This window comes from Nitrobacter sp. Nb-311A (genome assembly GCF_000152905.1).
Lineage (GTDB): Bacteria > Pseudomonadota > Alphaproteobacteria > Rhizobiales > Xanthobacteraceae > Nitrobacter.
On the sequence record NZ_CH672416.1, the window covers coordinates 286,213 to 307,722 of the forward strand.

Below are 21,510 nucleotides of genomic sequence, written 5' to 3' on the forward strand. Positions count from 1 at the left end.
GAAGGGGCAGCACCTGCCGATGCGAATGAAGGGTCTCAGTTCGTCGCCGGAACGGCCGCCGGAACGCTCCACGGTCGCGCCGGCGAAGCAAGGCCGATCAGCCTGCCCTGGATATAGTCGCAGCCCCAGTCGCGCAGCATGGCAGCCGACTGCTCGTCCTGAACCCATTCGGCAACCGTCCTGATATCGAGCCGCCGGGCAAGATCGATCAGCGTCTGTACGAATGCCCGGTCGTCGGAGGAGTGCGCGAGGTTCTGCACGAACGCGCCGTCGATTTTGACGATGTCCACGCCGAGCTTGCGCAAGTTCCGGAACGAGGTGTAGCCGGCGCCGAAATCGTCGATCGCGATGCGACTGCCCAAATTCTTCAACCGCACAACGAATTGCTGGATGTCGTCGATATCCTGAATCGCCGCGGTTTCGGTAATCTCCACGATCAGGCGTTCGGCCACGCCAGGATGCGCGCCCATCAGCGCTTCGATCGCGGCCCACCAGTCGACGTCCATGGTGGTTTCCGGCGATATATTGAGGCTGAGCCGGACCTGGGGCGCTTCGGCGAGCTCGGCGATCACAAGCTCGAGCACGCGATGATCGACCAGACGGATCAGGCCGAGCTTCTCCGCGACCGGCACAACATCGGGCGCGAGCAGGACCTGACCATTGTGCTGCTCCATCCGGACCAGGCATTCATAAAACGCCGCTTCGCGCGTGCGCGCGTCGGCCACCCGTTCGAACGCGGTGAGAATGCGGCGCTCGTTCAACGCAGTGACGATCTCGTCGGTGACCCGGATGTTGATTCTCCGCTGCGCATCGCGCTCGATATCGGGTCGCCACATTGCGAGCGAACCGCTGCGGCGACTTTTCGCGGCCTCGAGAATTTCCTGAGCGCGATTGATGGCTTCATCGGCGGTACGAGCATAGCGCGGGGCCAGAACGGCGCCGATCGAGGCGGTGACCGAAACGGGGCCGGATTTGGTAATCACAATCTCTTCGCGGATGCCTGCCAGAAGGCGTTCGGCCGCGACACTTGCGTCATCCAGGCCGCAGTTCTTCAGTATCACTCCGAACTTGTTGCCGGAGAAGCGGCCAAGTACGTCGCCGCCGCGCAATCGTGCCCTGATGCGCCTGGCGACGTCTCCGATCACCTCGTCGGCGACGTCGAATCCGAAAGCATTGTTGATGCGCGCGAGGTGATCGATCCCGACCATCATGAAAGCGAACGAGGAGCGGTAGCGGGTGGCCTCCTCGATCGCTTCGGCGAGCGCCGCCGTCAGATACGTGCGGTTAAGCTCGCCGGTCAGGGCGTCGTTCCGGGACAAACTGATAAGCCGCTCGTCGCGCGCGCGCCGCTCATTCTCAAGCCGCACGATACCCTCGACGCGCACTGTTTTGCCATCGGCGTCGGCAAACCAGCATCCGGACTCCTCGATCCACAGCGCAGGCGTGGAGGCGCTGGCGCGCAATCCATATTCGATGCGATAGGGCACTCCCCCTTCGCAGAGCCGCCGTGTGGTTGGCGTGGCGGACAGAACATCGACCCGGATCGATCCCGACGGTTCGATCAGGCTTCCATACCCGGCTCCGGTTGCAAGCAAGGCGGGGTCGATGCCCTGAAAGATCGACGCCGCTCCCTCGGTCCAGGTCATGGTATCGCTTGGAATATCCCAGGCAAACGCGGCCCGACCAAGCGCCGCAAGAATCGCCGGCACCCGAGGCCCTTGAGCCGTCGGGGACAGGGGCGCTGGGGCGCTGGCGGCTTGTGGCGCATCCGCGCCGGACGAGGGATCGACTGCCGGTAAAATGGCGGATGTCACGGTCGCCTCATTTTGGGACGCTGAAGTGATTCCCCGCTGAAGAATAGGTCGTTCCATCCCGTTCACGCTAGGTAAAGTTCACATACAACCTGAAAAACCACCATTTCCAACCCAAATCCCCAGAAAGAGATCCCCGGCACGGCTCTTGCGATGGCGGTTGCGAGAGCGGGGCTCCATGTCCCGGAACAACACATCCGCATAGGCTGATGAACATGACGATCGCAGGAATGAGCCGAATCACTGCCAGTATCGCGCGGGATCGTGGTAGCACGAGGAAGTTTACAAGCCCCGAACCCATGTCAGCCGTCGCGGCTGTGGAGCATCGTCCCGTTCGGCGTTGCGCGGCGCACCATGACGCCTTCTTCGTCACTCAACTGATCGCCATTGCGGTAAATGGTCCACAAACGCGGATATTCCGCCGTGCCACGCCGCAGGTCGCGCAGGCCGCCTATCATTCAACGGGCGAGCGGAATCAGGCGAGCGCGCAGTCAGGACCGCGGCTACTGCGCGTCATCTAAGCCTGACGGCCGGACTGATCCGAAGGCGTCGGCGTCTCACCGCCCGGCTGGATGCCAGGACCCGGAACGTCCGGATGCGGTTCCATTCCGGCAGCCTCACCATGAACGATTGCCGACTCCGGAGCACTCTGCGGGACAGGTCCGGCAGGGGCCGCTGAAGCGTCGGCAGGCTGCGACAAGGAAACCGATGCCGTCAGGGATGCAGGCGCCGGATCGACGCGCGATTCGCGCGCTTCGGCTGCCTCCGCCACGTCTTGCGACGGTCCGGCGGCGGCACGGGCCGGCCGCCGCGCGCGCAAGGCGAACCCCGAGAGGAAGTCGACCAGCGCCAGCAGCGTCAGCATGAAGTAGGTCGACGAGCCGAATTGCGGCAGCATCACGAATTCCGCCGCAGCGCCTGCGAACACCACCAGCGACAGCAGATGGTCGGTCAGATACTTGCCACCGGGGCGGGCGCCTTTGACAACCTCGAACAGCAACAGCACGATGCCGAGCGCGAGCAGCGCATCTCCGAGCGTCACCAGCCAAGGCACACCCGACATCAAGGTCAATGTGGCAACGGGCTCCGTCAACAGGACGCCCGGCATCAGGAAAACGATGATGTTGCAGATCGCCAGCGGAATTAGAAGCAGCGGGAAACCGATTACGGACATCACCGAGGCCTCCTTCATTCAAGCGGGAGGGTCGAACCGCGTGCCGAATCCCTGGCGTACCCTTCAGTCCAGCCCCCGCGCCTGTTCCCGACCGCAAGCCTGATCTGGCCTGGAGTCAGGAGTCGCTCTTGGCCTTCAAAACCTGCCGACCCTTGTACATGCCGGTTTTCAGGTCGAGATGGTGAGGACGGCGCAGCTCGCCGGAATCCTTGTCCTCGGCGTAGGTCGGCTTGCTGAGCGCATCCGCCGAACGGCGCATGCCGCGCCGCGACGGCGATGTTTTTCTTCTTGGAACGGCCATATCCGTGTCCTTGCAGGATGTTGTCGAGTTCCGTCTCGAAACGCCAATAAGCAGGCGCGGCGAGTCCCGAACGCGCGTTGAATGCTGGTAAGCCCGGCCTTATAGGCCACGATCGTCGCGCCAGCAACCGCGCAGTTCGGCTGCCCGGGCCCGGACCATATAGGTTCCGGCCAGCCGGCGAACCCCGGGCCCCGGCTTTCGGGCGCTGCGCCGGACCGGATTAGGCAGGATCGCAGCCATGAGCGCCGCCTCCCGCGCCGTCAGGTGGGCTGCGGATCGCCCGAAGGCATAGCGGGCCCCTGCCTCGACGCCAAACTGGCCGTCCGGGCCCCATTCCGCAATATTCAGATAGATTTCGAGAATCCGCCGCTTGGGCAGCACCGCATCGATCCAGAACGCCAGCGGAAATTCCAGCGCCTTGCGGACCATGCTGCGTCCCGGCCAGAGAAACAGATTTTTCGCCACCTGCTGCGTGATGGTGGAGCCGCCGCGCTTGAACTCGCCGTCCTCGGCATCATCGAGCACTTCCCGCAGCGAACCCCAATCAATGCCGTGATGGCTGCAGAACTTGGCGTCCTCCGACGCGACCACGGAACGCGGCAACGCCGGCGGAAGCGCGGCGAAATCGATCCACTGCCGCGACATCGGCGCGCCCGAAAGCTTGCGCCATATCATCAGCGTCGAGACCGGATGACCGGTCCGATACAGCGGCGTCAGCAGATAAGGCAACAACAGCAGTCCGATGACGGAGAGCGCCACGACGCGGATCGCTCGCCGCATCAGGCCACAAAGCCTTCGGGCGATCGACGGGCAGGTTCATCGCGCCCGCGACGAAGAGCATTCACAAAATCGCCCTTAATGACACCGGAGCCGGTGTAAGAAGGCATCGAAAACTCCCTCTGTCGATCACCATGGCCGCGCGGCAGATTGTCGGCCGCCCGGAATTGACGAAGCCGATACCATGAAGGATTGTCCCGCAAAAATCGACCTCGCCGGACTTTTGCGGTCAGGACGCCGTTTTCAGTTTTTGGAGCCATTTGATGACGTCAGGACTTTCATCCGCCGATTTCGCAAAGCGCCTTGACAGCACGGCGGACGAGACCGAGGCCCTGCTGGAAAAGCTGCTTTCCGACGCCCCCCTGCCCGACGAGATCGCGCGCCCGAAGCGGCTGATGGACGCCATGCGCTATTCCTCGCTCGGCGGCGGCAAGCGGCTGCGGCCGTTTCTCGTGGTCGAAAGTTCGGCCGTGTTCGGCGTGGCGCGCGAGGCGGCGCTGCTGGCCGGCGCGGCGCTCGAATGCATCCATTGCTATTCGCTGATTCATGACGACCTGCCGGCGATGGACAACAGCGACCTGCGCCGCGGGCGGCCGACCCTGCACAAGACCACCGACGACGCCACCGCCATCCTGGCCGGCGACGGTCTTTTGACGCTCGCCTTCGATATCATCACCCGCGACGAGGTCCATCAGGATCCGACTGTTCGCCTGTTGTTGACGCGCGCGCTGGCGCGCGCCGCCGGCATCGGCGGCATGGTCGGCGGGCAGTTGCTCGATCTCGCCGGTGAAGGACGCTTCGGCGACCGCGGGCCGGTCGACGTGGCGCGCGTGCAGCAGATGAAGACAGGCGCGCTGCTGCGCTTCGGCTGCATCGCCGGCGCGCTGCTGGGCCAGGCCTCGCAGGAAGATTATCAGGCTCTCGACACTTACGGTCGCGCGCTGGGCGAAGCCTTCCAGATCGCCGACGACCTTCTCGACGTCGAAGGCGACGCGGCCGCGCTCGGCAAGCCGGCCGGCGCTGACGCAGCGCTCGGCAAAACCACTTTCGTCACCCAACTCGGCATTGACGGCGCCAAGAAACGCGTTCGGGACCTTCTGGCGAAGGCGGATGAAGCGTTGTCGGTATTCGGTACACGCGGTGAGGTGCTGCGCGCCGCAGCGCACTTCGTCGCCGACCGCAAGAGCTGAACCGGCTACTCCGCCGCACTCACCGCTTCGGCCCGCGCCTTGCCGCCGTTGCCATAACGCTGCTCGATGTAATCGATCACCAGCGCCTTGAAATCCTGCGCGATCGCCGGCCCGCGCAGCGTCTTGAACTTCTTGCCGTCGACGAAAACCGGCGCCGCCGGCGCTTCGCCCGTGCCGGGCAGCGAGATGCCGATATCAGCGTGCTTGGATTCGCCAGGGCCGTTGACAATACAGCCCATGACCGCAACGTTGAGCTGCTCCACGCCGGGATATTGCGCCTTCCAGTTCGGCATCTCGTCACGGATGAAATCCTGGATCGACCGCGCCAGTTCCTGGAAGGTGGTCGAAGTCGTGCGGCCGCAGCCAGGACATGCCGCGACCAGCGGCACGAAGGTGCGGAAGCCCATGGTCTGCAACAGTTCCTGCGCGACCTGAACCTCCAGTGTGCGGTCGCCGCCGGGCTCCGGCGTCAGCGAAATCCGGATGGTGTCGCCGATGCCCTGCTGGAGCAGGATGCCGAGCGCGGCGCTTGAGGCGACGATGCCCTTCGAGCCCATGCCGGCCTCGGTGAGACCGAGATGGATCGCGTAATCGGAGCGCTGCGCCAGCGTCTGGTAGACGGCGATCAGATCCTGCACCGCCGAGACCTTCGCCGACAAAACCATCTTGGTCTTCGGCAGCCCGATCTCCTCGGCGCGCTTCGCCGACAATAACGCCGATTGCACCATCGCCTCGCGCGTCACCGCGCGGGCGTCGCGCGGCGCGGACGAACTGGCGTTCTCCTCCATCAGATGCGTCAGCAATTCCTGATCGAGCGAACCCCAGTTGGCGCCGATCCGCACCGCCTTGCCGTACTTGATCGCCGTTTCGACAATGTCGCCGAACTGCTTGTCGCGCTTGTCCTTGAACCCGACATTGCCCGGATTGATCCGGTACTTGTCGAGCGCCTCGGCGCAGGCCGGATGATCGGCGAGCAGCTTGTGGCCGATATAGTGGAAATCGCCGATCAGCGGCGTGGTGATGCCGCGCTTGCGAAGACCATCGCGGATATGCGGCACGGCGGCGGCGGCCTCGTCGCGGTCCACCGTCATGCGAACCATTTCCGAACCGGCGCGCGACAAGGCTGCGACCTGGGCGATCGTGCCCTCGACGTCAGCGGTGTCGGTGTTGGTCATCGACTGCACCACGATCGGCGCGCCACCGCCGACAGTGATATTGCCGACCATCACCTGCGTGGTCTTGTGCCGCGGGCTCGGACCTGCGACGTCGATTTCCGACGGACTTTCCAACTTGTTCATGGGCTCAAATATCAGGTTTTCGTAAGATTCAGCAACGGATCAATGTGAGAGTTAAGGTGCGCCGGTTGCAGGTCTGTGACCAGCATTACCACAGCGCCGCGATGCTGAAAGTCGCATCTCAAAGCCTGAGATAGCCAGTCCCGAGAGCCAAAACAAAGGCAAAAGCCGGAAATCCACTGCGAAATCAATGTAAGATATTGAAATACAACAAATTATCATATGACATCAATTCAACGATCAACGGAAATTCGCGGCGGGCGACGATTATTTTTTGGATGCGTTCTGGCAATGCGCGCAGGTGCCAGTAATTTCGACCACTGACAGTTTCGGTGTGAACCCCGTGGTGCGGACGGCATCGCTCAGACTCTGCGCCACGCGGCTCGCGGGAATTTCGCCGACCGAGCCGCACTGCTCGCAAATCAAAAACGCCACCATCGCGCTCTCATCGTGATCGTGCCCGCAGGCCAGGAACGCATTGCGGCTTTCGATACGGTGAACCAGCCCGTTTCCTATCAAAAAATCCAGCGCGCGATAGACGGTGATCGGCGCAGGACGCGGCATCGATTTCGCCAGTTCCTCGATCACTTCATAAGCGCCGAGCGGCCGATGGCTCGACAGCAACGCCTGCAGCACCTGGCGGCGGATCGGCGTGAATTTCTGAGCACGCCGCGCGCAGATTTGCTCCGCGTGGCTGATCGCCTCCGCGGCGCACCGGTTATGGTCGTGCCCCGGAACGGGGAATGTCGGTCTCGTCGCGGTCATTTCGACTCACCCATTTAACCCGTTTAAGCCGGTTCTGCTCTCATTTCAGCAACATCACCCCGACAATTTTCGACTCATGCTGCATTGCAGTATAAGGAGCCCGAGCGTCAAGCCTCTTCGGGCCGGATGATCCATGGCTGGAACCGGCGCGACACTCGTGGTCTTGCGGCGCAGCGCCGCGAAAATTTTATGCAGTTCGTTACGGCGCGAATCTGATGCCAATCACCCAGGAGCCGCAATGGGCCAACGTCCACCATGTGGTGGTGAGTGGGGCTCAGCGGCGCGAGGTCGAGAGCTTTACAGGGAATCCATGCTCATCCGAAACGTCGTCGAAGGGATCGGCGCTCGGGACGCTTGGCTTGGTGCGCGGCGCTCAAGCAACGCTACGGATTCGTTGCTGCGTTGTATTGTCGGTGCGGCTGAAATCGATGTCATTCAGAAAGCGAAACAGCAGCGGATTGAACCGCTCGGGCGCTTCGAGGAAAGGCGCGTGGCCGACGCCGTCGATGATATGGCAGCGTTGATCCCAAAGGGATTCGTAGGAGATGCCTGCCACGTAGTCGAGACGCGCAAACGGCTCCTCTGAACCGTTGACGACGGCAATCGGTGTCGGCAGGTTTTCGACGATCCAGCGTTGATCGACGCCGAGTCCGGCTCTCAATCCACGCCCCAGGATCTGGCGCGCGCGACGGTCCGTGCGCGCGATCGTGTCGTGAAGCTGCGCCGCGTGCTTCTCCCCGACGCAGACACGTGCAAATCGGCTGATATCGCGCGCATTCAGTGTGCGTTTGGTGGCGAGCAGCAGATCGAGCTGGGGTTGAAAGCCGCGGAACATTCCCAGAATACCAGGCTTAACGGGCGGCGCGCCGACGATCATGGCGCCGACGGCTTCAAACCCCTGCCCGATCATTTCGAGGCTGATATGTCCACCCAGCGACCAGCCAACGAGCGCCGCCCGCGTAACGTTCAACGATCGCAAAGCCTCGATCAGCGTGGCCGCATAACCGGGAATGGTATAAGCTTGTCGCGGATCCAGCGCGTCGTCCGATTGTCCGTGCCCCGGCAAATCGATCGCGATGATATGCTGTGTGGTCGCCAACGCCGTTTCGAACTGATATCGAAATACGTCACGACAGGTCGAGTTTCCATGTATAAAAACGACAGGCGTGCCGCTCCCTGAACTTTCCAAGAAGGCCACCCGCCCTTGTGGCGTATCGATCGTGCGCGACAACATTTTCGTACCTCTGCGTCCAGCCTAGGCGCGATAAAATGTAAAAGGTGTGAAAGATTTAGGAGACATTTGTGAGGAATCCGCCTCTTTCTGGAGCCGACACTGCGGCGGCCGAAGATCAGGACGGTAAGACCCGCGCAGATTATGTGTTGGGACATTCCGATCTAGAACTTAAGAGGCTTGGCCGCCAGGGCGCGCTATTCTCCGATCTCACACGTGATCTTCTCCAGCGCGCTGGACTAAAGAAGGGGATGCAGGTTCTCGATATTGGTTGCGGCGTGGGCGATGTTTCCCTGATTGCTGCAGACCTCGTTTCCCAGGAAGGAACCGTAAAGGGAATCGATCCGGCAGCCGAGGCGCTGGCGATTGCGCGGATGCGGCTTGAGGCCGACGGCAAGACCTGGGCGAGCTTCTCGCAGGGAACGCTCGAAAGCCTTGAGGAATGCACCCCGTTCGATGCGGTCATAGGCCGATTTATTCTTATCCATCTTGCAAACCCGGCGCAGGCATTGAGCGCGCTGCGCAGCCGGTTGCGGACCGGAGCGATCATGTCGTTTATCGAATTTGATCTGAGTACGGCAGAGGTCTATCCGCCGTTGACTTTTTTCCAACAGTGTATCGGCTGGGTTAATGAGGTTTATCGCCGGATCGGACGCCAGCTCGATATGGGGGTGGCGCTGTTCAGTACGTTCCGTGCCGCGGGTTTGACACCGGAGATGGCTGGGCTCACCCGGATAACGCCCGCTAACGACGCGGCAATAGACTTCCTGGTCGACTCCGTGCGCAGCCTGCTGCCGGCGATCGTGAAGCTGGGAATAGCGACCGAGGAAATCGTGGGGATTGATACGCTGCGCCAGCGGCTTTTGCAGGAAGCCGCTTCCGACGAATATTGCGTTTTCTACCCTCGTCTTGTGGGGGCCTGGGCAACCGTGCCCTGATCGCTATCAGCGCTTGTTTGTTTCTCCGGTTCTTTCAAGAGCAGGGCGATAGCAAGATCGCTCCACGACGCAACCGCGAAGCGATGCGTGGAAAAGACGCACGACCGCCGCAATGCCGTAGGAGCCGGCGCCGAAACTTTGTAGCTTCGCCGCCATGACGATCCAGCGCACCGTGCCGATATCACCAAACCCGGCCGCCCCCGCCGAGGCGGCGCGGGTGACGCCGATGATGGAACAGTACCTTGAAATAAAGGCGGCCAATCCCGGCCTGCTGCTGTTCTACCGGATGGGCGATTTCTACGAGCTGTTCTTCGAGGACGCCGAAATCGCCTCGCGCGCGCTCGGCATCACGCTGACCAAACGCGGCAAGCATCAGGGCGCGGACATCCCGATGTGCGGCGTTCCGGTCGAACGCTCGGACGACTACCTGCACCGGTTGATCGCAGCCGGCCACCGGGTCGCGGTATGCGAACAGACGGAGGACCCGTCCGCCGCGCGCAAACGCGGCAACAAGAGCGTGGTTCGCCGCGATGTGATCCGGCTTGTCACACCAGGAACGCTGACCGAAGATACGCTGCTCGATGCCAGAGCCAACAATTACCTGCTGGCATTGGCGCGCGCGCGAGCGTCCTCCGACGCGGATCGTTTCGCGCTAGCCTGGATCGACATCTCGACCGCCGAATTCATGGTCACCGAATGCGGAGCCAGTGAACTCGCGGCGACGCTCGCGCGCATCAATCCCAATGAGGTGATCGTATCCGACGCACTCCATGGCGACCCGGGCCTGAACGTCCTGCTGCGCGAACTGCCGTCGGTGACGCCACTGACCCGCGACGTGTTCGACGGCGCCACCGCCGAACAGCGACTATGCGATTACTTCGCCGTGGCGACCATGGACGGCCTCAGCGCCATGTCGCGGCTGGAAGCGACCGCGGCCGCCGCCGCCGTCACCTACATCGACCGCACCCAGATCGGCCAACGGCCACCGCTCTCGCCGCCATCACGCGAGGCGTCCGGCAGCACCATGGCGATCGATCCCGCCACCCGCGCCAACCTCGAACTGACGCGCACACTCGCCGGCGAACGGCGCGGTTCGCTGCTCGACGCCATCGACCGCACCACGACGGCGGCGGGATCGCGCCTTCTGGCGCAACGGCTGGCGGCCCCGCTGACCGACACGGCGGCGATCACCCGGCGGCTCGATGCCGTCGCCGCATTCACCTCGGACAACACGGCGCGCGATGACATCCGCGCCATCCTGCGGACCGCGCCTGACATGTCGCGGGCCCTGGCGCGGCTTTCGCTCGGGCGCGGCGGACCGCGCGACCTCGCAGGCCTGCGTGACGGCATCATGGCGGCGGACCAGGCGCTGACGCGGCTCGCGGAGTTTCCTGATCCGCCGGAGGACATCGCCGCGGCGATGCAGGGGTTGCGGCGGCCGTCCCGCGAGCTTGCGCGCGAACTCGGCAACGCTCTCTCCGAGAGCCTGCCCCTGATGAAGCGCGACGGCGGCTTCGTCCGCGAAGGCTATCACGCCGCGCTCGATGAGGCACGAAAGCTGCGCGACGATTCGCGCCTGGTCGTCGCCGCGATGCAGGCACGCTACGCCGAGGAGACCGGCGTCAAGACGCTCAAAATTCGCCATAATAACGTGCTCGGCTATTTCGTAGAGGTGACGGCGCAGCATGCCGACCGGCTGATGAGCGCTCCCCTGAACGCCACCTTCATCCATCGCCAAACGCTGGCAGGTCAGGTGCGTTTCACCACATCGGAGCTTGGTGAAATCGAAGCCAGGATCGCCAATGCCGGCGAACGCGCGCTTGGTCTTGAACTTGAAATTTTCGAGCGGCTTGCCGGGATGGCAATCCAGAATGGCGACGAAATACGCAATGCCGCGCACGCCTTCGCGCAACTGGACGTCGCGGCGGCGCTCGCAACACTCGCGATCGACGAGAATTATACCCGGCCGGAGGTTGACGCCTCGCTCGGCTTCGCCATCGAAAGCGGGCGGCATCCGGTGGTCGAGCAGGCGCTGAAGCGCACCGGCCAGCCGTTCATCGCCAACGCCTGTGATCTGTCGCCGGGCCCAGGCCAGACTTCGGGGCAGGTCTGGCTGCTCACCGGTCCGAACATGGCCGGGAAATCGACGTTTCTGCGCCAGAACGCGCTGATCGCGCTGATGGCGCAGATCGGCAGTTTCGTGCCAGCGCGCCGCGCGCGCATCGGCATGATCGACCGGCTGTTCTCACGCGTGGGCGCTGCCGACGATCTCGCGCGCGGACGCTCGACCTTCATGGTGGAGATGGTGGAAACCGCCGTCATCCTCAATCAGGCGTCGGAACGCGCGCTGGTCATTCTCGACGAGATCGGCCGCGGCACCGCGACCTTCGACGGGCTGTCGATCGCTTGGGCGACCATCGAGCACCTGCACGAAAGCAACCGGTGCCGCGCGCTGTTCGCCACGCATTATCACGAACTGACCGCGCTGTCGGCAAAGCTGCCGCGGCTGTTCAACGCCACCGTTCGGGTCAAGGAATGGCATGGCGAGGTCATATTCCTGCACGAAGTGCTGCCTGGCGCCGCCGACCGCTCTTACGGCATCCAGGTAGCCAGGCTCGCCGGGCTTCCACCCTCGGTCATTGCGCGGGCGAAATCCGTGCTGGCGAAACTGGAGGCGCAGGATCGCGGATCGACCGCGCGCGCGCTGGCGGACGATCTGCCGCTGTTCGCGGTGCCCGCGCGCAGGGTCGGCGAATCCGCACCATCGAGCGAAACCGCTCCATTGATCGAAGCGTTGACATCCCTGCACCCCGACGAGATGTCGCCGCGTGAGGCGCTGGACGCGCTCTATGCGCTGAAGGCGAAACTGCCGAAACAATAGAGCGTTTTCGAGCGAAGCGGACACCGGTTCGCGTGAAGGAAACGCGTCAAAATAAAATCATAGAGCGTTAGTCAGCGTGGCGACATGTCGCAAAGTTTCCCTTCCAACGTCGATGTCGCCATTATCGGAGCCGGCGCCGCCGGGCTCGGCGCGGCCGATGCACTGAAAGACTCCGGCCTCTCCGTCATCGTGCTGGAAGCTCGCGATCGCGTCGGCGGACGCGCCCACACCATTATTCCCGCCCCCGGCATCGTCTTCGATCTCGGCTGCGGCTGGCTGCATTCGGCCGACAGGAACTCCTTCGTTCCAATCGCAGACAAGCTCGGCTTCGAAATCGACAAAACGCCGCCCCCATGGCGCGAGCAAAACTTTGCCACCGGATTCACGGCGGCCGAACGCGAGAATTTTTTTGCCGCGCTGGATGCGTTCGACGACCGCATCCAGAAAGCAGCGAAGAACGATACCGACGATGCAGACGACACTGCCACTCGCTATCTCGAACAAGGCAACCGCTGGAATCCGATGATCGACGCCATCTCGACCTATGTGAACGGCTGCGAACTCGACGGCGTCTCGGTTCGCGACACAGGCGCGTATGAAGATACAAAGGTAAACTGGCGGGTGCGCCGCGGCTACGGCGCGCTGATCGCGGCCTACGCGCGGCCCTGTCCGCTCGTGCTGAACACGCGGGTGTGGCGCATCGATCATTCCGCTCCGCGCATTCGCATCGAAACATCGAACGGCGCGCTGTCCGCGACGCAGGTGATCATCACCGTCCCGACCAATCTGCTCGCGAACGAATCAATCCGCTTTCATCCCGAGCTGCCCGCAAAAGTGAACGCCGCGGCCGGCCTGCCGCTCGGCGTCGACGACAAGGTCATACTGGCGCTCGACGATCCCGAAAACATGGTGCCGAAAGACGGCAACCTGAGCGGCGCGACCATGCGGACGAGAACGGGAGCCTTTCACATGCGCCCGTTCGGCCAGCCCTGCATCGAGGGCTTTTTCGGCGGCAGCTTTGCGCGCGAACTGGAAGCCGCTGGCGATGGCGCGTTCGCGGCGCAGGCGATCGACGAGATCGTGGCACTGCTCGGCTCCGATTTTCGCAGCAAGTTGACGCCCCTCGCGGAATCGCGCTGGGCCAGCGATCCCTTCGCGCAAGGCGCCTATTCCCACGCTCTGCCGGGCCGGGCCTGTGCCCGCGCCATCCTCGCCATGCCGGTCGACGGCCGCCTGTTTTTTGCTGGCGAAGCCACGTCGGCGAACTTCTTTTCCACGGCGCACGGCGCGCGCGATAGCGGCGAGCGGGCCGCGGGAGAAGTGATGGCGGCAAGGCGGAGTTGATCGCTGCCCGCGCGATCGAAATTCACCGGCACCGGCCTCACCGGCATTCGCGATATCGTCCCCTTCATCCGGTTTCTGGTGTCGGACGGCTGGTGGATGAACCGGCCGGACGATTCTGGTCAACGGCGGCTATACGACAAAATAGACGGACGACGACGCACCGACTCCGTCTTTTAAGAGTGTATCGCCGCCATCGGCGATGCGGTCGGCACGTCGCAACCGGAACAGCTTGCGGGTGCAATGAAGCGCATCAACAACTTCCTCGTGCCGATGATTCCCTCCGATATTTTCGTGCGTTTGCCAGGCCGCGAACAGATCCCGCAGACGTCACGATGTCTCCAACCGATTTCTCTATCGACGTGTCGCGTTCCCCGCGCCGCAACTGTCCCTTTTCGATACAAAACGTCGCACCTGTGATACGCGAAATCCACATTTTAACCCTTAATTAACGATGGAGCTTGAAGACGGCGCGCCGACTTGCTTTGATCGGGACATGAGCACGATCCTGATTGAACTCCGGCAAGCCAAGGTCGCGGATGCATCCGCGGTCGCAGCAACGCACGACGAGTCCTGGCGTTCGACCTATCAGGGCATCATCCCCGGAGCGGAGCTGGAAAAGCTTATCAACCGGCGCGGCCCGCACTGGTGGGATAGCGCGATCCGCAAGGGCAGCCGCATCAGCGTTCTGGTATTCGGCGAAAGCGTCGCCGGCTACGCCAACTACGGCCGCAACCGCGCCCGCAGCCTGCAGTATGATGGCGAAATTTACGAGCTTTACCTGCGCCCCGAATTCCAGGGTTTAGGCTTCGGCCGGCGTCTGTTCACCGCGGCCCGGCGCGATTTGATACAAAGCGGGCTGAAAAGCATGGTGACGTGGGCGCTGTCCGACAACGAGCCCGCGATGGAATTCTATCGTGCACTCGGTGGCCGCATGGTCGCCCGCTCCTCCGAGAAGTTCGGGCCGAAGTCGCTCGACAAGATGGCGTTCGCCTGGACGAGTTAGTGCGTTTTCGAGCGAGGTGGATGACCTGCTCGCGTGAAGAAAACACATCAGACCAAAATGTGTTGACCAACACTCTTCAATCATGGGGCACCGATGCGTATCGACGCGATCTCGACCGGACCCAATCCGCCGCACGAGGTGAATGTCATCGTTGAGGTGCCGGTCGGCGGTGAGCCGATCAAGTACGAGATGGATAAGGATGCCGGCACACTGGTGGTCGACCGGTTTCTCTACACGGCGATGCGCTATCCCGGCAATTATGGCTTCATCCCGCACACGCTGTCGCAAGATGGAGATCCCTGCGACGTTTTGGTCGCCAACACGCGCGCCATCGTGCCGGGCGCCGTAATGTGCGTGCGGCCGGTCGGCGTGCTCTTGATGGAGGACGAGGCAGGAGGCGACGAGAAAATCATCGCCGTTCCGACGTCGAAACTGACCCAGCGATACGACAGGGTGAGAAACTACAGCGACCTGCCGGACATAACGCTGCAGCAAATCCAGCACTTCTTCGAGCACTACAAGGACCTCGAACCGAGCAAATGGGTCAAGGTGCTGCGCTGGGGTAGTGCTGACGAGGCCCACAAGTTGATCCTGGAGGCCATCACGCGGGCCGAAGGCGCGTAATCGAGCGTCATTCACGGGCACAGCTTTCAAAAGCTGCGCCACTCGCGTCGCACGCGAATTCGATAGAGCCATTTCGCTTCTGATGAAATCAGAAGCGCGGCTCTCAGATGTTGATTTGATGCCTTTCGTCACGCGAACCGGATTCCATTCGAGTCAAGCCCGAGGACATGCTTCGCTCGGAAACGCGACAATTCCATAGACGATCAAGTCGGCAATGACGCCCTTCGGCGTTCATACCCCCGGCGCAGGCAGCCCTCTGATCGCGCAAGCCGCGCGAAGCGTGTTGACCAACAGGCAAGCCACGGTCATCTGCCCGACGCCACCGGGAACCGGCGTGACCGCGCCCGCGACCTTCATCGCCTCATTGAATGCAACATCGCCTATCAGCCGCGTTTGGCCCTCGACTGTCGGCACGCGCGTGATGCCGACATCGATCACGGTCGCGCCCGGCTTGAGCCAGTCGCCGCGGACCATTTCGGCCTTGCCGACAGCCGCATAGACGAGATCGGCGCGGCGACAGAGTTCAGGCAGGTTGCGGGAGCGCGAATGCGCGATCGTCACCGTAACGTTTTCATTCAGCAACAACTGCACCAGCGGCCGTCCCACGAGATTGGAGCGTCCGAGCACGATGGCGTCCAGGCCTTCGAGCGAGGCATGCACGCTTTTGGTCAGGATGATGCAGCCGAGCGGCGTGCAAGGCGACAGGGCTGGCAGGCCGCCCGCGAGGCGGCCGGCGTTGTGGGGATGCAGCCCGTCGACATCCTTGGCCGGATCGATGGCGGCGATGACCGCCCCGGTATCAAGCCGCTTCGGCAGCGGCAGTTGAACCAGAATGCCGTGAACGGCGGGATCCGCATTCAGTTCAGCGATCAGCGCCAACAGATCGGCCTGCGCGACGTCCGCGGACAGCGTATGCTCGAACGACGCCATGCCGGCGGCCTGGGTCTGCTTGTGCTTGCTGCGGACGTAGACTTCGCTCGCCGGATCGTTGCCGACCAGCACCACGGCGAGACCCGGCGTCAGCCCGTGATCACGCTTCATCCGCGTCACCTCACCGGCCACCTGCGCACGCAAATCGGCGGCGATGACTTTTCCATCGATGATACTGGCCGCCATGCTGATCCTCAGTTCGGGCTATTTCGATTGAGCCGCCGTCAATGCCCGCAGGGCGTCGCCGAGTTGAACGGGATCGCCCTCGACTGCGACCTGCTTCAGCCGCGACGTTGCTCCCGCAAGTATCCGGACGTCGACTTTCCGTACGCCCAGCGCCTTTGCCAGCACCGCCATGACAGCTCGGTTGGCCTCGCCGCCCTCGGCAACGGCACGTACGCGAACTTTCACCACCGGCCGGCCGTCCGCCAGCATTTCAATGCCGTCGATTCCGTCGCGGCCGCCGCGCGGCGTCACTCGCAAGGCGATGCGGAGCCCCTGCGAAGAATACCGCCACGGCTCCATCAGGCTGCCGGTCAGAACACGGCAGGGTAGATGTAATAGGTGATGACTCGCTGCATGAACAGGATGATCAGAATCAGGATGATCGGAGAAATATCCAGCCCGCCGAGATTCGGCAGCATCCGGCGGATCGGCGCCAGCAGAGGCTCGGTGATCCGCTCCAGAAACTCAGCCACCGCGGCGACGAACTGATTGCGGGTATTCACCACATTGAACGCAATCAGCCATGACAGGATCGCCGAGGCAATCAGCAGCCAAACATAGAGGTCAAGGATGATAAGAACGATATCCAGTATGGCTCGCATGGCGGATTGGCTCGCGGGTTTGATCGTGAACACGACCATTGGAGTGAATTTGACGTTCGCGACTTATTTGCCAGTGATGTTCGATTCTGACATTCGCGGGAACGCGTGGTGAAACCGGATGCGAATGTCAGGATCTGACCACCGGTGTCTGAAGCGGCGGTTCGAATGTTCCTTTACCTAGCCAAAAGTCCGTCAAGAGAACCTCCGAATTGCAGCCACACTATAGCGTTTTCGAGCGAAGTGGATACCGGTTCGCGTGAGAAAACGCGTCAAGTCAAAATCATAGAGCCCCGCTTCTGACTCCGTCAAAAGCGCAAAGGCTCTACGAGCATTGGTCTCTCGTGTCCCTGGATTTCGAAGATTCGTCGCTTTATAGCGCAGTCACGGGAACGGGCTTCGAACGCGGAACACGAGCCTGCTAAATATCGTTTCGGTTCCGGCTAAACAAGGGAAGGCCGGGCAAATGAGGTCTAAAGAGCCGATTCGCACTATTTTGACCGTTCTTGACTTGCCGTTGGCGAGGATTGTAAATGGCGGCGTTCCGGTCGGAGCGCCGTTTATTCGCCGCCGATCGCAGACGGGGCCATAGCTCAGCTGGGAGAGCGCGTCGTTCGCAATGACGAGGTCGGCGGTTCGATCCCGCCTGGCTCCACCAATTGCTTGGCTTCCCTAACTGCTTTGTTTCACCCGCTTCTCCGGACTTCGTCGGCGTCATCGCGACGTCAGTATCCACACAGGCCGATGAAGCCTCACAATCCTCTTCGCGTCTGAAACCCTGCGGCAGCCCATAGGATAACGTCGCGCGGAAACAGCCGAAGCAACAACGGCAGCATTCTGATCCCCAGGCCGGGCAGCACCGCCCTCTTGTTGGCCATCAGCCCCCGATAACCCGCCAGAGCGACATCCTTTGCAGATACCTTCAGGATTGAGGAGTGGAAACCGGGTTTCACACCGGCTCGCGCCTGAAACTCGGTTGGGACCGGGCCCGGACAGATCACGGTGACACGGACGCCGCGGGGACCGAGTTCGCCGCGCAACGCCTCGCTGAACGACAGGACATAGGCCTTCGACGCATAATAGACGGCCATGCCCGGCCCCGGCAGAAATCCGGCGATCGACCCGACGTTGAGAATGCCCCCGCGCAGCCGGATCAAGCTTTCGGAAAACCGCAGCGACAAATCCGTCAGCGCCCGAACATTGACGTCGATCATCGCGAGTTGATCGGCGCGATCCAGTTCGACGGCGTGACCGAACAGCCCGTAGCCGGCATTGTTCACGAGATACTTGACCTCGACACGTTCGGCCGTGAGCGCCGCCGCGATCCGGTCTGCCGCACCCGCCTCGCCGAGATCGCAGGAGATGACGATCGGAGCCATGCGCCCCGATGCGACGATTTCAGCCGCAAGGGCGTGGAGGCGATCGGCACGCCGGGCGACCAGAGCCACCCTGTGTCCATGCGCAGCGAATACCCGCGCGAACTCGGCGCCGATCCCGGAGGACGCGCCTGTTATCAATGTTACCGGGTTAGTCACGATCTGCTCTTACCTCGAAATGGTTAGAACATGACACGATCAAGGCTCGATGCAACGACCGGGCTTGCCGGCTTATCGCTGGAGTCTTGCTTCGCAGACCCCCGGTCAGGTCGCAGCATCGGGCGCTGGCCGCTTGCGGCCGACGCGATGCTTGAGTTTGATACGATCGCGCGACGAAATGGCCAGCAGATCAGCGGCGCGCCACACGACATTTTCCTCGAATTCGCTGACGCGGCCGTCCGCATAGACCAACTCCCACATCATTTCGACGATGCGCAAACGATCTTCATCATTCAGCGAACGCATCAGCACACTGGTGAATTGATAGAGGTCGACCGCCTCGCCTTCGGCCAGCGTCGCCGATGTGATCAACTTGTCGGCAATACCGGGATCCAATCCGAAACGGGTTTCGATCAGTTCGTGCAGCTTGCGGATTTCCACGTCGGAAGGCTGGCCATCGAGTGAGATGACATGGATGAACAGCGCGGTCGCCGCGAGCTTGCAGCCATTCTCATCGAATGATCGATGCTCAGGTGCCTCTGGCGATATCACGTCGATGATGAAATGGCGCAATCTATCAAGCATTGATCCATCTGCCGCAGCGTTTGGAATGTCGCAAGAGTATGTTCAATACGCGCGCGGAACGCAAAACGTGCGCCATATGCCGGAGTTTCGCAGCCGGATTCCACGTCGGCAAGACCAGGTCGCTGTTGATTTAATGGCCGTGCGCCGCCAAGGTCCTCGCGCACTTTCTGCTCAGCTTCGCGCGGTGCGCCTTCAAACACGTGAGCACAGCCATGTCGCCATGGTTCATTTGGGCCCGGCAATATTTGGCGGCGTCGCGCGAGCAACCGGAATTGCGCTTCTCCGCAGCGGTCTGCGCCGATGCCGCGGCGGCGAGCAAGGGAAGAAACGATAAAACGACGACAAAACGGACCATTGGCGCGCTCCATCAGGTAAAATCTTGCTGGTCTCGACGGCGACCGTTCCCACCAATTTGGATCGAACGATGAAGGAAGTGGTGCCGCTTGCGTGACTCGAACACGCGACCCCATCATTACGAATGATGTGCTCTACCAACTGAGCTAAAGCGGCTATCCTTTACAACATGCCGTGTTTGCGGCCCCGGCAACCGTCCGGCGCGCGGGACCTCTGATATCGGGCACGACCTCCCTTGGCAAGAACCCGGCCGCCGCGCCGCCGCTAAAAATCGCCGCCCGGCCGCATCAGTTCCCCCGGCGCGACAGGAGTCCGCGCAACCCTCCCGCCTGACGCGCAGCCGCGGAGTCGTCTTCAGCAAACTCATCGTTTTGGGGACTGTCATCGACCCCCGGATCGTCCGGAGCGCGGACAATCGGGATCACGTCCGGAATAGCGCCGGGCTTGTCTTCCTCTGTATGACTGATCGGCGACGCCGCAGTCTCGTCCGGCATAGGAATAGTTCCAAACGATGCGGCTTCGACATCAGCCGGTGACATTGCGTCGTCTTGAGCTTTGGACTCCCCGCCGGGGGAAGCGGCGGGCAAGGCTTCGACGCGAGGCGTCTCTTCCGCGATCTGGTCCGAAACGTCCGCCTCAACCAAGGGAGGCCTGCTCGAAGGCAGCGCCGCCAGAGGCGTTTGCCACTGAAACGCGTCAACGCGGCCAGTGACAGGTGAAACCGGACGCCAGTGGTCGGACACGTACCCGTCTGCAGTCCAGACCGGATCGTGCAGGGCACGCACGGCGCGCAACGTCCAGGCGCGGGCGCGCCCACTATCGCCATGCTCGCTATGCTCTATTTCGGCCATCAACATCGCGACGCGTTGCGTCGGCGCTGCGATCAGCGGCTCCAGAGCATCACGGGCCCGCGCGAATTCGCTGGCATCGAGCGCGGCGCGCGCAATCGCCATCGCGCTTTCCGGATGACCAGGCGCTTTTTCCGAGAGTTTCTCGACGCGCGCCAACCGCTGCAACGCTGAATCGCCCGGCATCACATGGGCATAGGCATCAGCGAGATCGGGGTGCGGCTGTGCCAGCCACGCGGTTTCGATCATACGCATCGCGCGCCGCATCTGGTTGGCTTCGCTCAGGTACTTGCTTGCAAGCACCACGGCCGGAACCAGCGTCGGCGCAAACTTTACCGCCTCCATCACGGTCTGGCGTGACAGGTCGCGATCGGACGTCTCAAGCTCCAACGCCCTCGCCGTGAGCAGCACGCCACGCTGACGGCGATACAGCGCCTTGTCGATACGGCCTGACGCGGCGTTTCTGTCGAGAATGGCGAGCGCGCCAGCCCAGTCGCCCCTGGCGCATCGGAAGCCAAGCGCGGCTTGAGAAGCCCATATCGAGGATGGCGACGTCTTAAGCGCTTCTTCCGCGATCGCAACTGCAGCCGCCGGATCGCCGGCACGCTGGGCTTCGATGAAAAGCCCTCGCAAACCCAATAGCCGCGTATCCGCGCGTTCGGCCATGGTGCGGAAGACGCGCTGCGCACGGTCCGCGTCGCCGTCAAGTTGCGCAGCTTGGGCATGTAGGAGCAGCGCCAACGGGTCCTGCGACACCAGACGCCGGGCAACCCTGGCATGATTGCGCGCGGCTGTCGCATCGCCATGTCCGATCGCAAGCAGTCCACGCGTAATGGCGTCCCTGCCGCGCGCGGTCCGGCGCGCCCGGCGCGCGCGGCGGAGCCGCGTTGGGGCTTGCCACAATCCGCGCACGGCGCTCCATACCAGGAGCGAGGCAACGACCAGCAGGCCCAGCCCGAGCGCGAATACCGGCAGCGTCGTCTCGATCCGCCAGACGTCCCACGACAGCACGATCGTGCCGGTCTGATCAGCGATCCAGGAAGCGCCCAAGGCAGAGAGGGCGATAAGAACGAGAAACAGGATGATACGCAACATCTGGA

General features: G+C 62.5%; 21 protein-coding genes, 2 tRNA genes and 1 pseudogene. 8 read left to right on the top strand and 16 right to left on the bottom strand.

Annotated features, from left to right (window positions below):
* Nucleotides 1-35 precede the first annotated feature (35 nt).
* The 5 genes from NB311A_RS10400 to mtgA form a co-directional block, all read right to left on the bottom strand.
* Nucleotides 36-1,814, bottom strand: a complete 1,779-nt coding sequence (locus NB311A_RS10400; protein ID WP_297533662.1) for a bifunctional diguanylate cyclase/phosphodiesterase — start codon at nt 1,812-1,814, stop codon at nt 36-38.
* A gap of 299 nt (nt 1,815-2,113) precedes the next feature.
* The gene (locus tag NB311A_RS21970; RefSeq protein WP_165475251.1) at nt 2,114-2,269 is read right to left on the bottom strand and encodes a hypothetical protein; all 156 of its coding nucleotides are present in this window, start codon (nt 2,267-2,269) and stop codon (nt 2,114-2,116) included.
* Nucleotides 2,270-2,328: 59 nt separating this feature from the next.
* Entirely contained in the window at nt 2,329-2,985 is a 657-nt protein-coding gene (locus NB311A_RS10405; protein ID WP_040674886.1) for a hypothetical protein, read from the bottom strand.
* A gap of 115 nt (nt 2,986-3,100) precedes the next feature.
* Nucleotides 3,101-3,286, bottom strand: coding sequence for a 50S ribosomal protein L32 (gene rpmF, locus NB311A_RS10410; protein ID WP_009798498.1), 186 nt, complete (start codon nt 3,284-3,286; stop codon nt 3,101-3,103).
* A 99-nt stretch (nt 3,287-3,385) separates the two neighbouring features.
* On the bottom strand, nt 3,386-4,066 hold the full coding sequence (mtgA, locus tag NB311A_RS10415; RefSeq protein WP_009798499.1) for a monofunctional biosynthetic peptidoglycan transglycosylase: 681 nt from the start codon (nt 4,064-4,066) through the stop codon (nt 3,386-3,388).
* Between the two features lie 260 nt (nt 4,067-4,326).
* Between mtgA and NB311A_RS10425 the strand changes: the two genes are divergently transcribed.
* Nucleotides 4,327-5,253, top strand: coding sequence for a polyprenyl synthetase family protein (locus NB311A_RS10425; protein WP_009798501.1), 927 nt, complete (start codon nt 4,327-4,329; stop codon nt 5,251-5,253).
* A 5-nt stretch (nt 5,254-5,258) separates the two neighbouring features.
* Here NB311A_RS10425 and ispG read toward each other — a convergent pair whose 3' ends face one another.
* From ispG to NB311A_RS10440, 3 genes are all read right to left on the bottom strand, one after another.
* Nucleotides 5,259-6,551, bottom strand: coding sequence for a flavodoxin-dependent (E)-4-hydroxy-3-methylbut-2-enyl-diphosphate synthase (ispG, locus tag NB311A_RS10430; protein WP_009798502.1), 1,293 nt, complete (start codon nt 6,549-6,551; stop codon nt 5,259-5,261).
* Nucleotides 6,552-6,815: 264 nt separating this feature from the next.
* Entirely contained in the window at nt 6,816-7,313 is a 498-nt protein-coding gene (locus NB311A_RS10435) for a Fur family transcriptional regulator (RefSeq protein WP_009798503.1), read from the bottom strand.
* 373 nt (nt 7,314-7,686) lie between these two features.
* Nucleotides 7,687-8,547, bottom strand: coding sequence for an alpha/beta fold hydrolase (locus NB311A_RS10440; RefSeq protein ID WP_009798504.1), 861 nt, complete (start codon nt 8,545-8,547; stop codon nt 7,687-7,689).
* 143 nt (nt 8,548-8,690) lie between these two features.
* Between NB311A_RS10440 and NB311A_RS10445 the strand changes: the two genes are divergently transcribed.
* From NB311A_RS10445 to ppa, 6 genes and pseudogenes are all read left to right on the top strand, one after another.
* Nucleotides 8,691-9,482: a class I SAM-dependent methyltransferase gene (locus NB311A_RS10445; protein ID WP_050752105.1), complete on the top strand. Its 792-nt coding sequence runs from the start codon at nt 8,691-8,693 to the stop codon at nt 9,480-9,482.
* 154 nt (nt 9,483-9,636) lie between these two features.
* On the top strand, nt 9,637-12,363 hold the full coding sequence (gene mutS / locus NB311A_RS10450; protein ID WP_009798507.1) for a DNA mismatch repair protein MutS: 2,727 nt from the start codon (nt 9,637-9,639) through the stop codon (nt 12,361-12,363).
* Between the two features lie 84 nt (nt 12,364-12,447).
* Nucleotides 12,448-13,707: an NAD(P)/FAD-dependent oxidoreductase gene (locus NB311A_RS10455; protein ID WP_009798508.1), complete on the top strand. Its 1,260-nt coding sequence runs from the start codon at nt 12,448-12,450 to the stop codon at nt 13,705-13,707.
* A 9-nt stretch (nt 13,708-13,716) separates the two neighbouring features.
* A pseudogene (locus NB311A_RS21325) lies at nt 13,717-13,852 on the top strand (short-chain dehydrogenase); the annotation flags it as partial.
* 348 nt (nt 13,853-14,200) lie between these two features.
* Nucleotides 14,201-14,710, top strand: a complete 510-nt coding sequence (locus NB311A_RS10460; RefSeq protein WP_040674887.1) for a GNAT family N-acetyltransferase — start codon at nt 14,201-14,203, stop codon at nt 14,708-14,710.
* 93 nt (nt 14,711-14,803) lie between these two features.
* Nucleotides 14,804-15,334: an inorganic diphosphatase gene (ppa, locus tag NB311A_RS10465; protein ID WP_009798510.1), complete on the top strand. Its 531-nt coding sequence runs from the start codon at nt 14,804-14,806 to the stop codon at nt 15,332-15,334.
* 231 nt (nt 15,335-15,565) lie between these two features.
* Here ppa and NB311A_RS10470 read toward each other — a convergent pair whose 3' ends face one another.
* The 3 genes from NB311A_RS10470 to NB311A_RS10480 are packed head-to-tail and all read right to left on the bottom strand — an operon-like array spanning nt 15,566 to nt 17,091.
* Nucleotides 15,566-16,450, bottom strand: coding sequence for a bifunctional methylenetetrahydrofolate dehydrogenase/methenyltetrahydrofolate cyclohydrolase (locus tag NB311A_RS10470; protein ID WP_009798511.1), 885 nt, complete (start codon nt 16,448-16,450; stop codon nt 15,566-15,568).
* 18 nt (nt 16,451-16,468) lie between these two features.
* Nucleotides 16,469-16,789, bottom strand: a complete 321-nt coding sequence (locus NB311A_RS10475; RefSeq protein WP_009798512.1) for a DUF167 domain-containing protein — start codon at nt 16,787-16,789, stop codon at nt 16,469-16,471.
* Between the two features lie 11 nt (nt 16,790-16,800).
* Nucleotides 16,801-17,091, bottom strand: a complete 291-nt coding sequence (locus tag NB311A_RS10480; RefSeq protein WP_040674890.1) for a YggT family protein — start codon at nt 17,089-17,091, stop codon at nt 16,801-16,803.
* Nucleotides 17,092-17,670: 579 nt separating this feature from the next.
* Between NB311A_RS10480 and NB311A_RS10485 the strand changes: the two genes are divergently transcribed.
* A tRNA-Ala gene (locus NB311A_RS10485) sits at nt 17,671-17,746 on the top strand.
* Nucleotides 17,747-17,840: 94 nt separating this feature from the next.
* On the opposite strand, the gene NB311A_RS10490 is transcribed toward NB311A_RS10485, so the two are convergent.
* The 5 genes from NB311A_RS10490 to NB311A_RS10510 all read right to left on the bottom strand — a co-directional run bounded on the left by NB311A_RS10490 (nt 17,841) and on the right by NB311A_RS10510 (nt 21,505).
* Nucleotides 17,841-18,623 carry an SDR family oxidoreductase gene (locus NB311A_RS10490; protein ID WP_040674722.1) on the bottom strand — a complete coding sequence of 261 codons (783 nt, stop codon included), beginning with the start codon at nt 18,621-18,623 and terminating at the stop codon, nt 17,841-17,843.
* Between the two features lie 105 nt (nt 18,624-18,728).
* Entirely contained in the window at nt 18,729-19,208 is a 480-nt protein-coding gene (locus NB311A_RS10495; protein WP_009798515.1) for a TerB family tellurite resistance protein, read from the bottom strand.
* Nucleotides 19,172-19,576: a hypothetical protein gene (locus NB311A_RS21980; RefSeq protein WP_165475252.1), complete on the bottom strand. Its 405-nt coding sequence runs from the start codon at nt 19,574-19,576 to the stop codon at nt 19,172-19,174. Before NB311A_RS21980 ends, NB311A_RS10495 begins: the two co-directional genes overlap by 37 nt.
* Nucleotides 19,577-19,642: 66 nt before the next feature.
* Nucleotides 19,643-19,718: transfer RNA gene (locus tag NB311A_RS10505), tRNA-Thr, on the bottom strand.
* A 131-nt stretch (nt 19,719-19,849) separates the two neighbouring features.
* On the bottom strand, nt 19,850-21,505 hold the full coding sequence (locus NB311A_RS10510; RefSeq protein WP_040674892.1) for a heme biosynthesis protein HemY: 1,656 nt from the start codon (nt 21,503-21,505) through the stop codon (nt 19,850-19,852).
* Between the last annotated feature and the right edge of the window lie 5 nt (nt 21,506-21,510).

What these genes read in the sequence shown, in the direction of transcription:
- rpmF (WP_009798498.1), bottom strand. Translation starts at nt 3,286, where the DNA reads ATGGCCGTTCCAAGAAGAAAAACATCGCCGTCGCGGCGCGGCATGCGC.
- NB311A_RS10455 (WP_009798508.1), top strand. Translation starts at nt 12,448, where the DNA reads ATGTCGCAAAGTTTCCCTTCCAACGTCGATGTCGCCATTATCGGAGCC.
- ppa (WP_009798510.1), top strand. Translation starts at nt 14,804, where the DNA reads ATGCGTATCGACGCGATCTCGACCGGACCCAATCCGCCGCACGAGGTG.
- NB311A_RS10435 (WP_009798503.1), bottom strand. Translation starts at nt 7,313, where the DNA reads ATGACCGCGACGAGACCGACATTCCCCGTTCCGGGGCACGACCATAAC.
- NB311A_RS21970 (WP_165475251.1), bottom strand. Translation starts at nt 2,269, where the DNA reads ATGATAGGCGGCCTGCGCGACCTGCGGCGTGGCACGGCGGAATATCCG.
- mtgA (WP_009798499.1), bottom strand. Translation starts at nt 4,066, where the DNA reads ATGCGGCGAGCGATCCGCGTCGTGGCGCTCTCCGTCATCGGACTGCTG.
- NB311A_RS10470 (WP_009798511.1), bottom strand. Translation starts at nt 16,450, where the DNA reads ATGGCGGCCAGTATCATCGATGGAAAAGTCATCGCCGCCGATTTGCGT.
- NB311A_RS10425 (WP_009798501.1), top strand. Translation starts at nt 4,327, where the DNA reads ATGACGTCAGGACTTTCATCCGCCGATTTCGCAAAGCGCCTTGACAGC.
- mutS (WP_009798507.1), top strand. Translation starts at nt 9,637, where the DNA reads ATGACGATCCAGCGCACCGTGCCGATATCACCAAACCCGGCCGCCCCC.
- NB311A_RS10405 (WP_040674886.1), bottom strand. Translation starts at nt 2,985, where the DNA reads ATGTCCGTAATCGGTTTCCCGCTGCTTCTAATTCCGCTGGCGATCTGC.
- NB311A_RS10475 (WP_009798512.1), bottom strand. Translation starts at nt 16,789, where the DNA reads ATGGAGCCGTGGCGGTATTCTTCGCAGGGGCTCCGCATCGCCTTGCGA.
- ispG (WP_009798502.1), bottom strand. Translation starts at nt 6,551, where the DNA reads ATGAACAAGTTGGAAAGTCCGTCGGAAATCGACGTCGCAGGTCCGAGC.
- NB311A_RS10495 (WP_009798515.1), bottom strand. Translation starts at nt 19,208, where the DNA reads ATGCTTGATAGATTGCGCCATTTCATCATCGACGTGATATCGCCAGAG.
- NB311A_RS10440 (WP_009798504.1), bottom strand. Translation starts at nt 8,547, where the DNA reads ATGTTGTCGCGCACGATCGATACGCCACAAGGGCGGGTGGCCTTCTTG.
- NB311A_RS10460 (WP_040674887.1), top strand. Translation starts at nt 14,201, where the DNA reads ATGAGCACGATCCTGATTGAACTCCGGCAAGCCAAGGTCGCGGATGCA.
- NB311A_RS10510 (WP_040674892.1), bottom strand. Translation starts at nt 21,505, where the DNA reads ATGTTGCGTATCATCCTGTTTCTCGTTCTTATCGCCCTCTCTGCCTTG.
- NB311A_RS10480 (WP_040674890.1), bottom strand. Translation starts at nt 17,091, where the DNA reads ATGCGAGCCATACTGGATATCGTTCTTATCATCCTTGACCTCTATGTT.
- NB311A_RS21980 (WP_165475252.1), bottom strand. Translation starts at nt 19,576, where the DNA reads ATGGAGCGCGCCAATGGTCCGTTTTGTCGTCGTTTTATCGTTTCTTCC.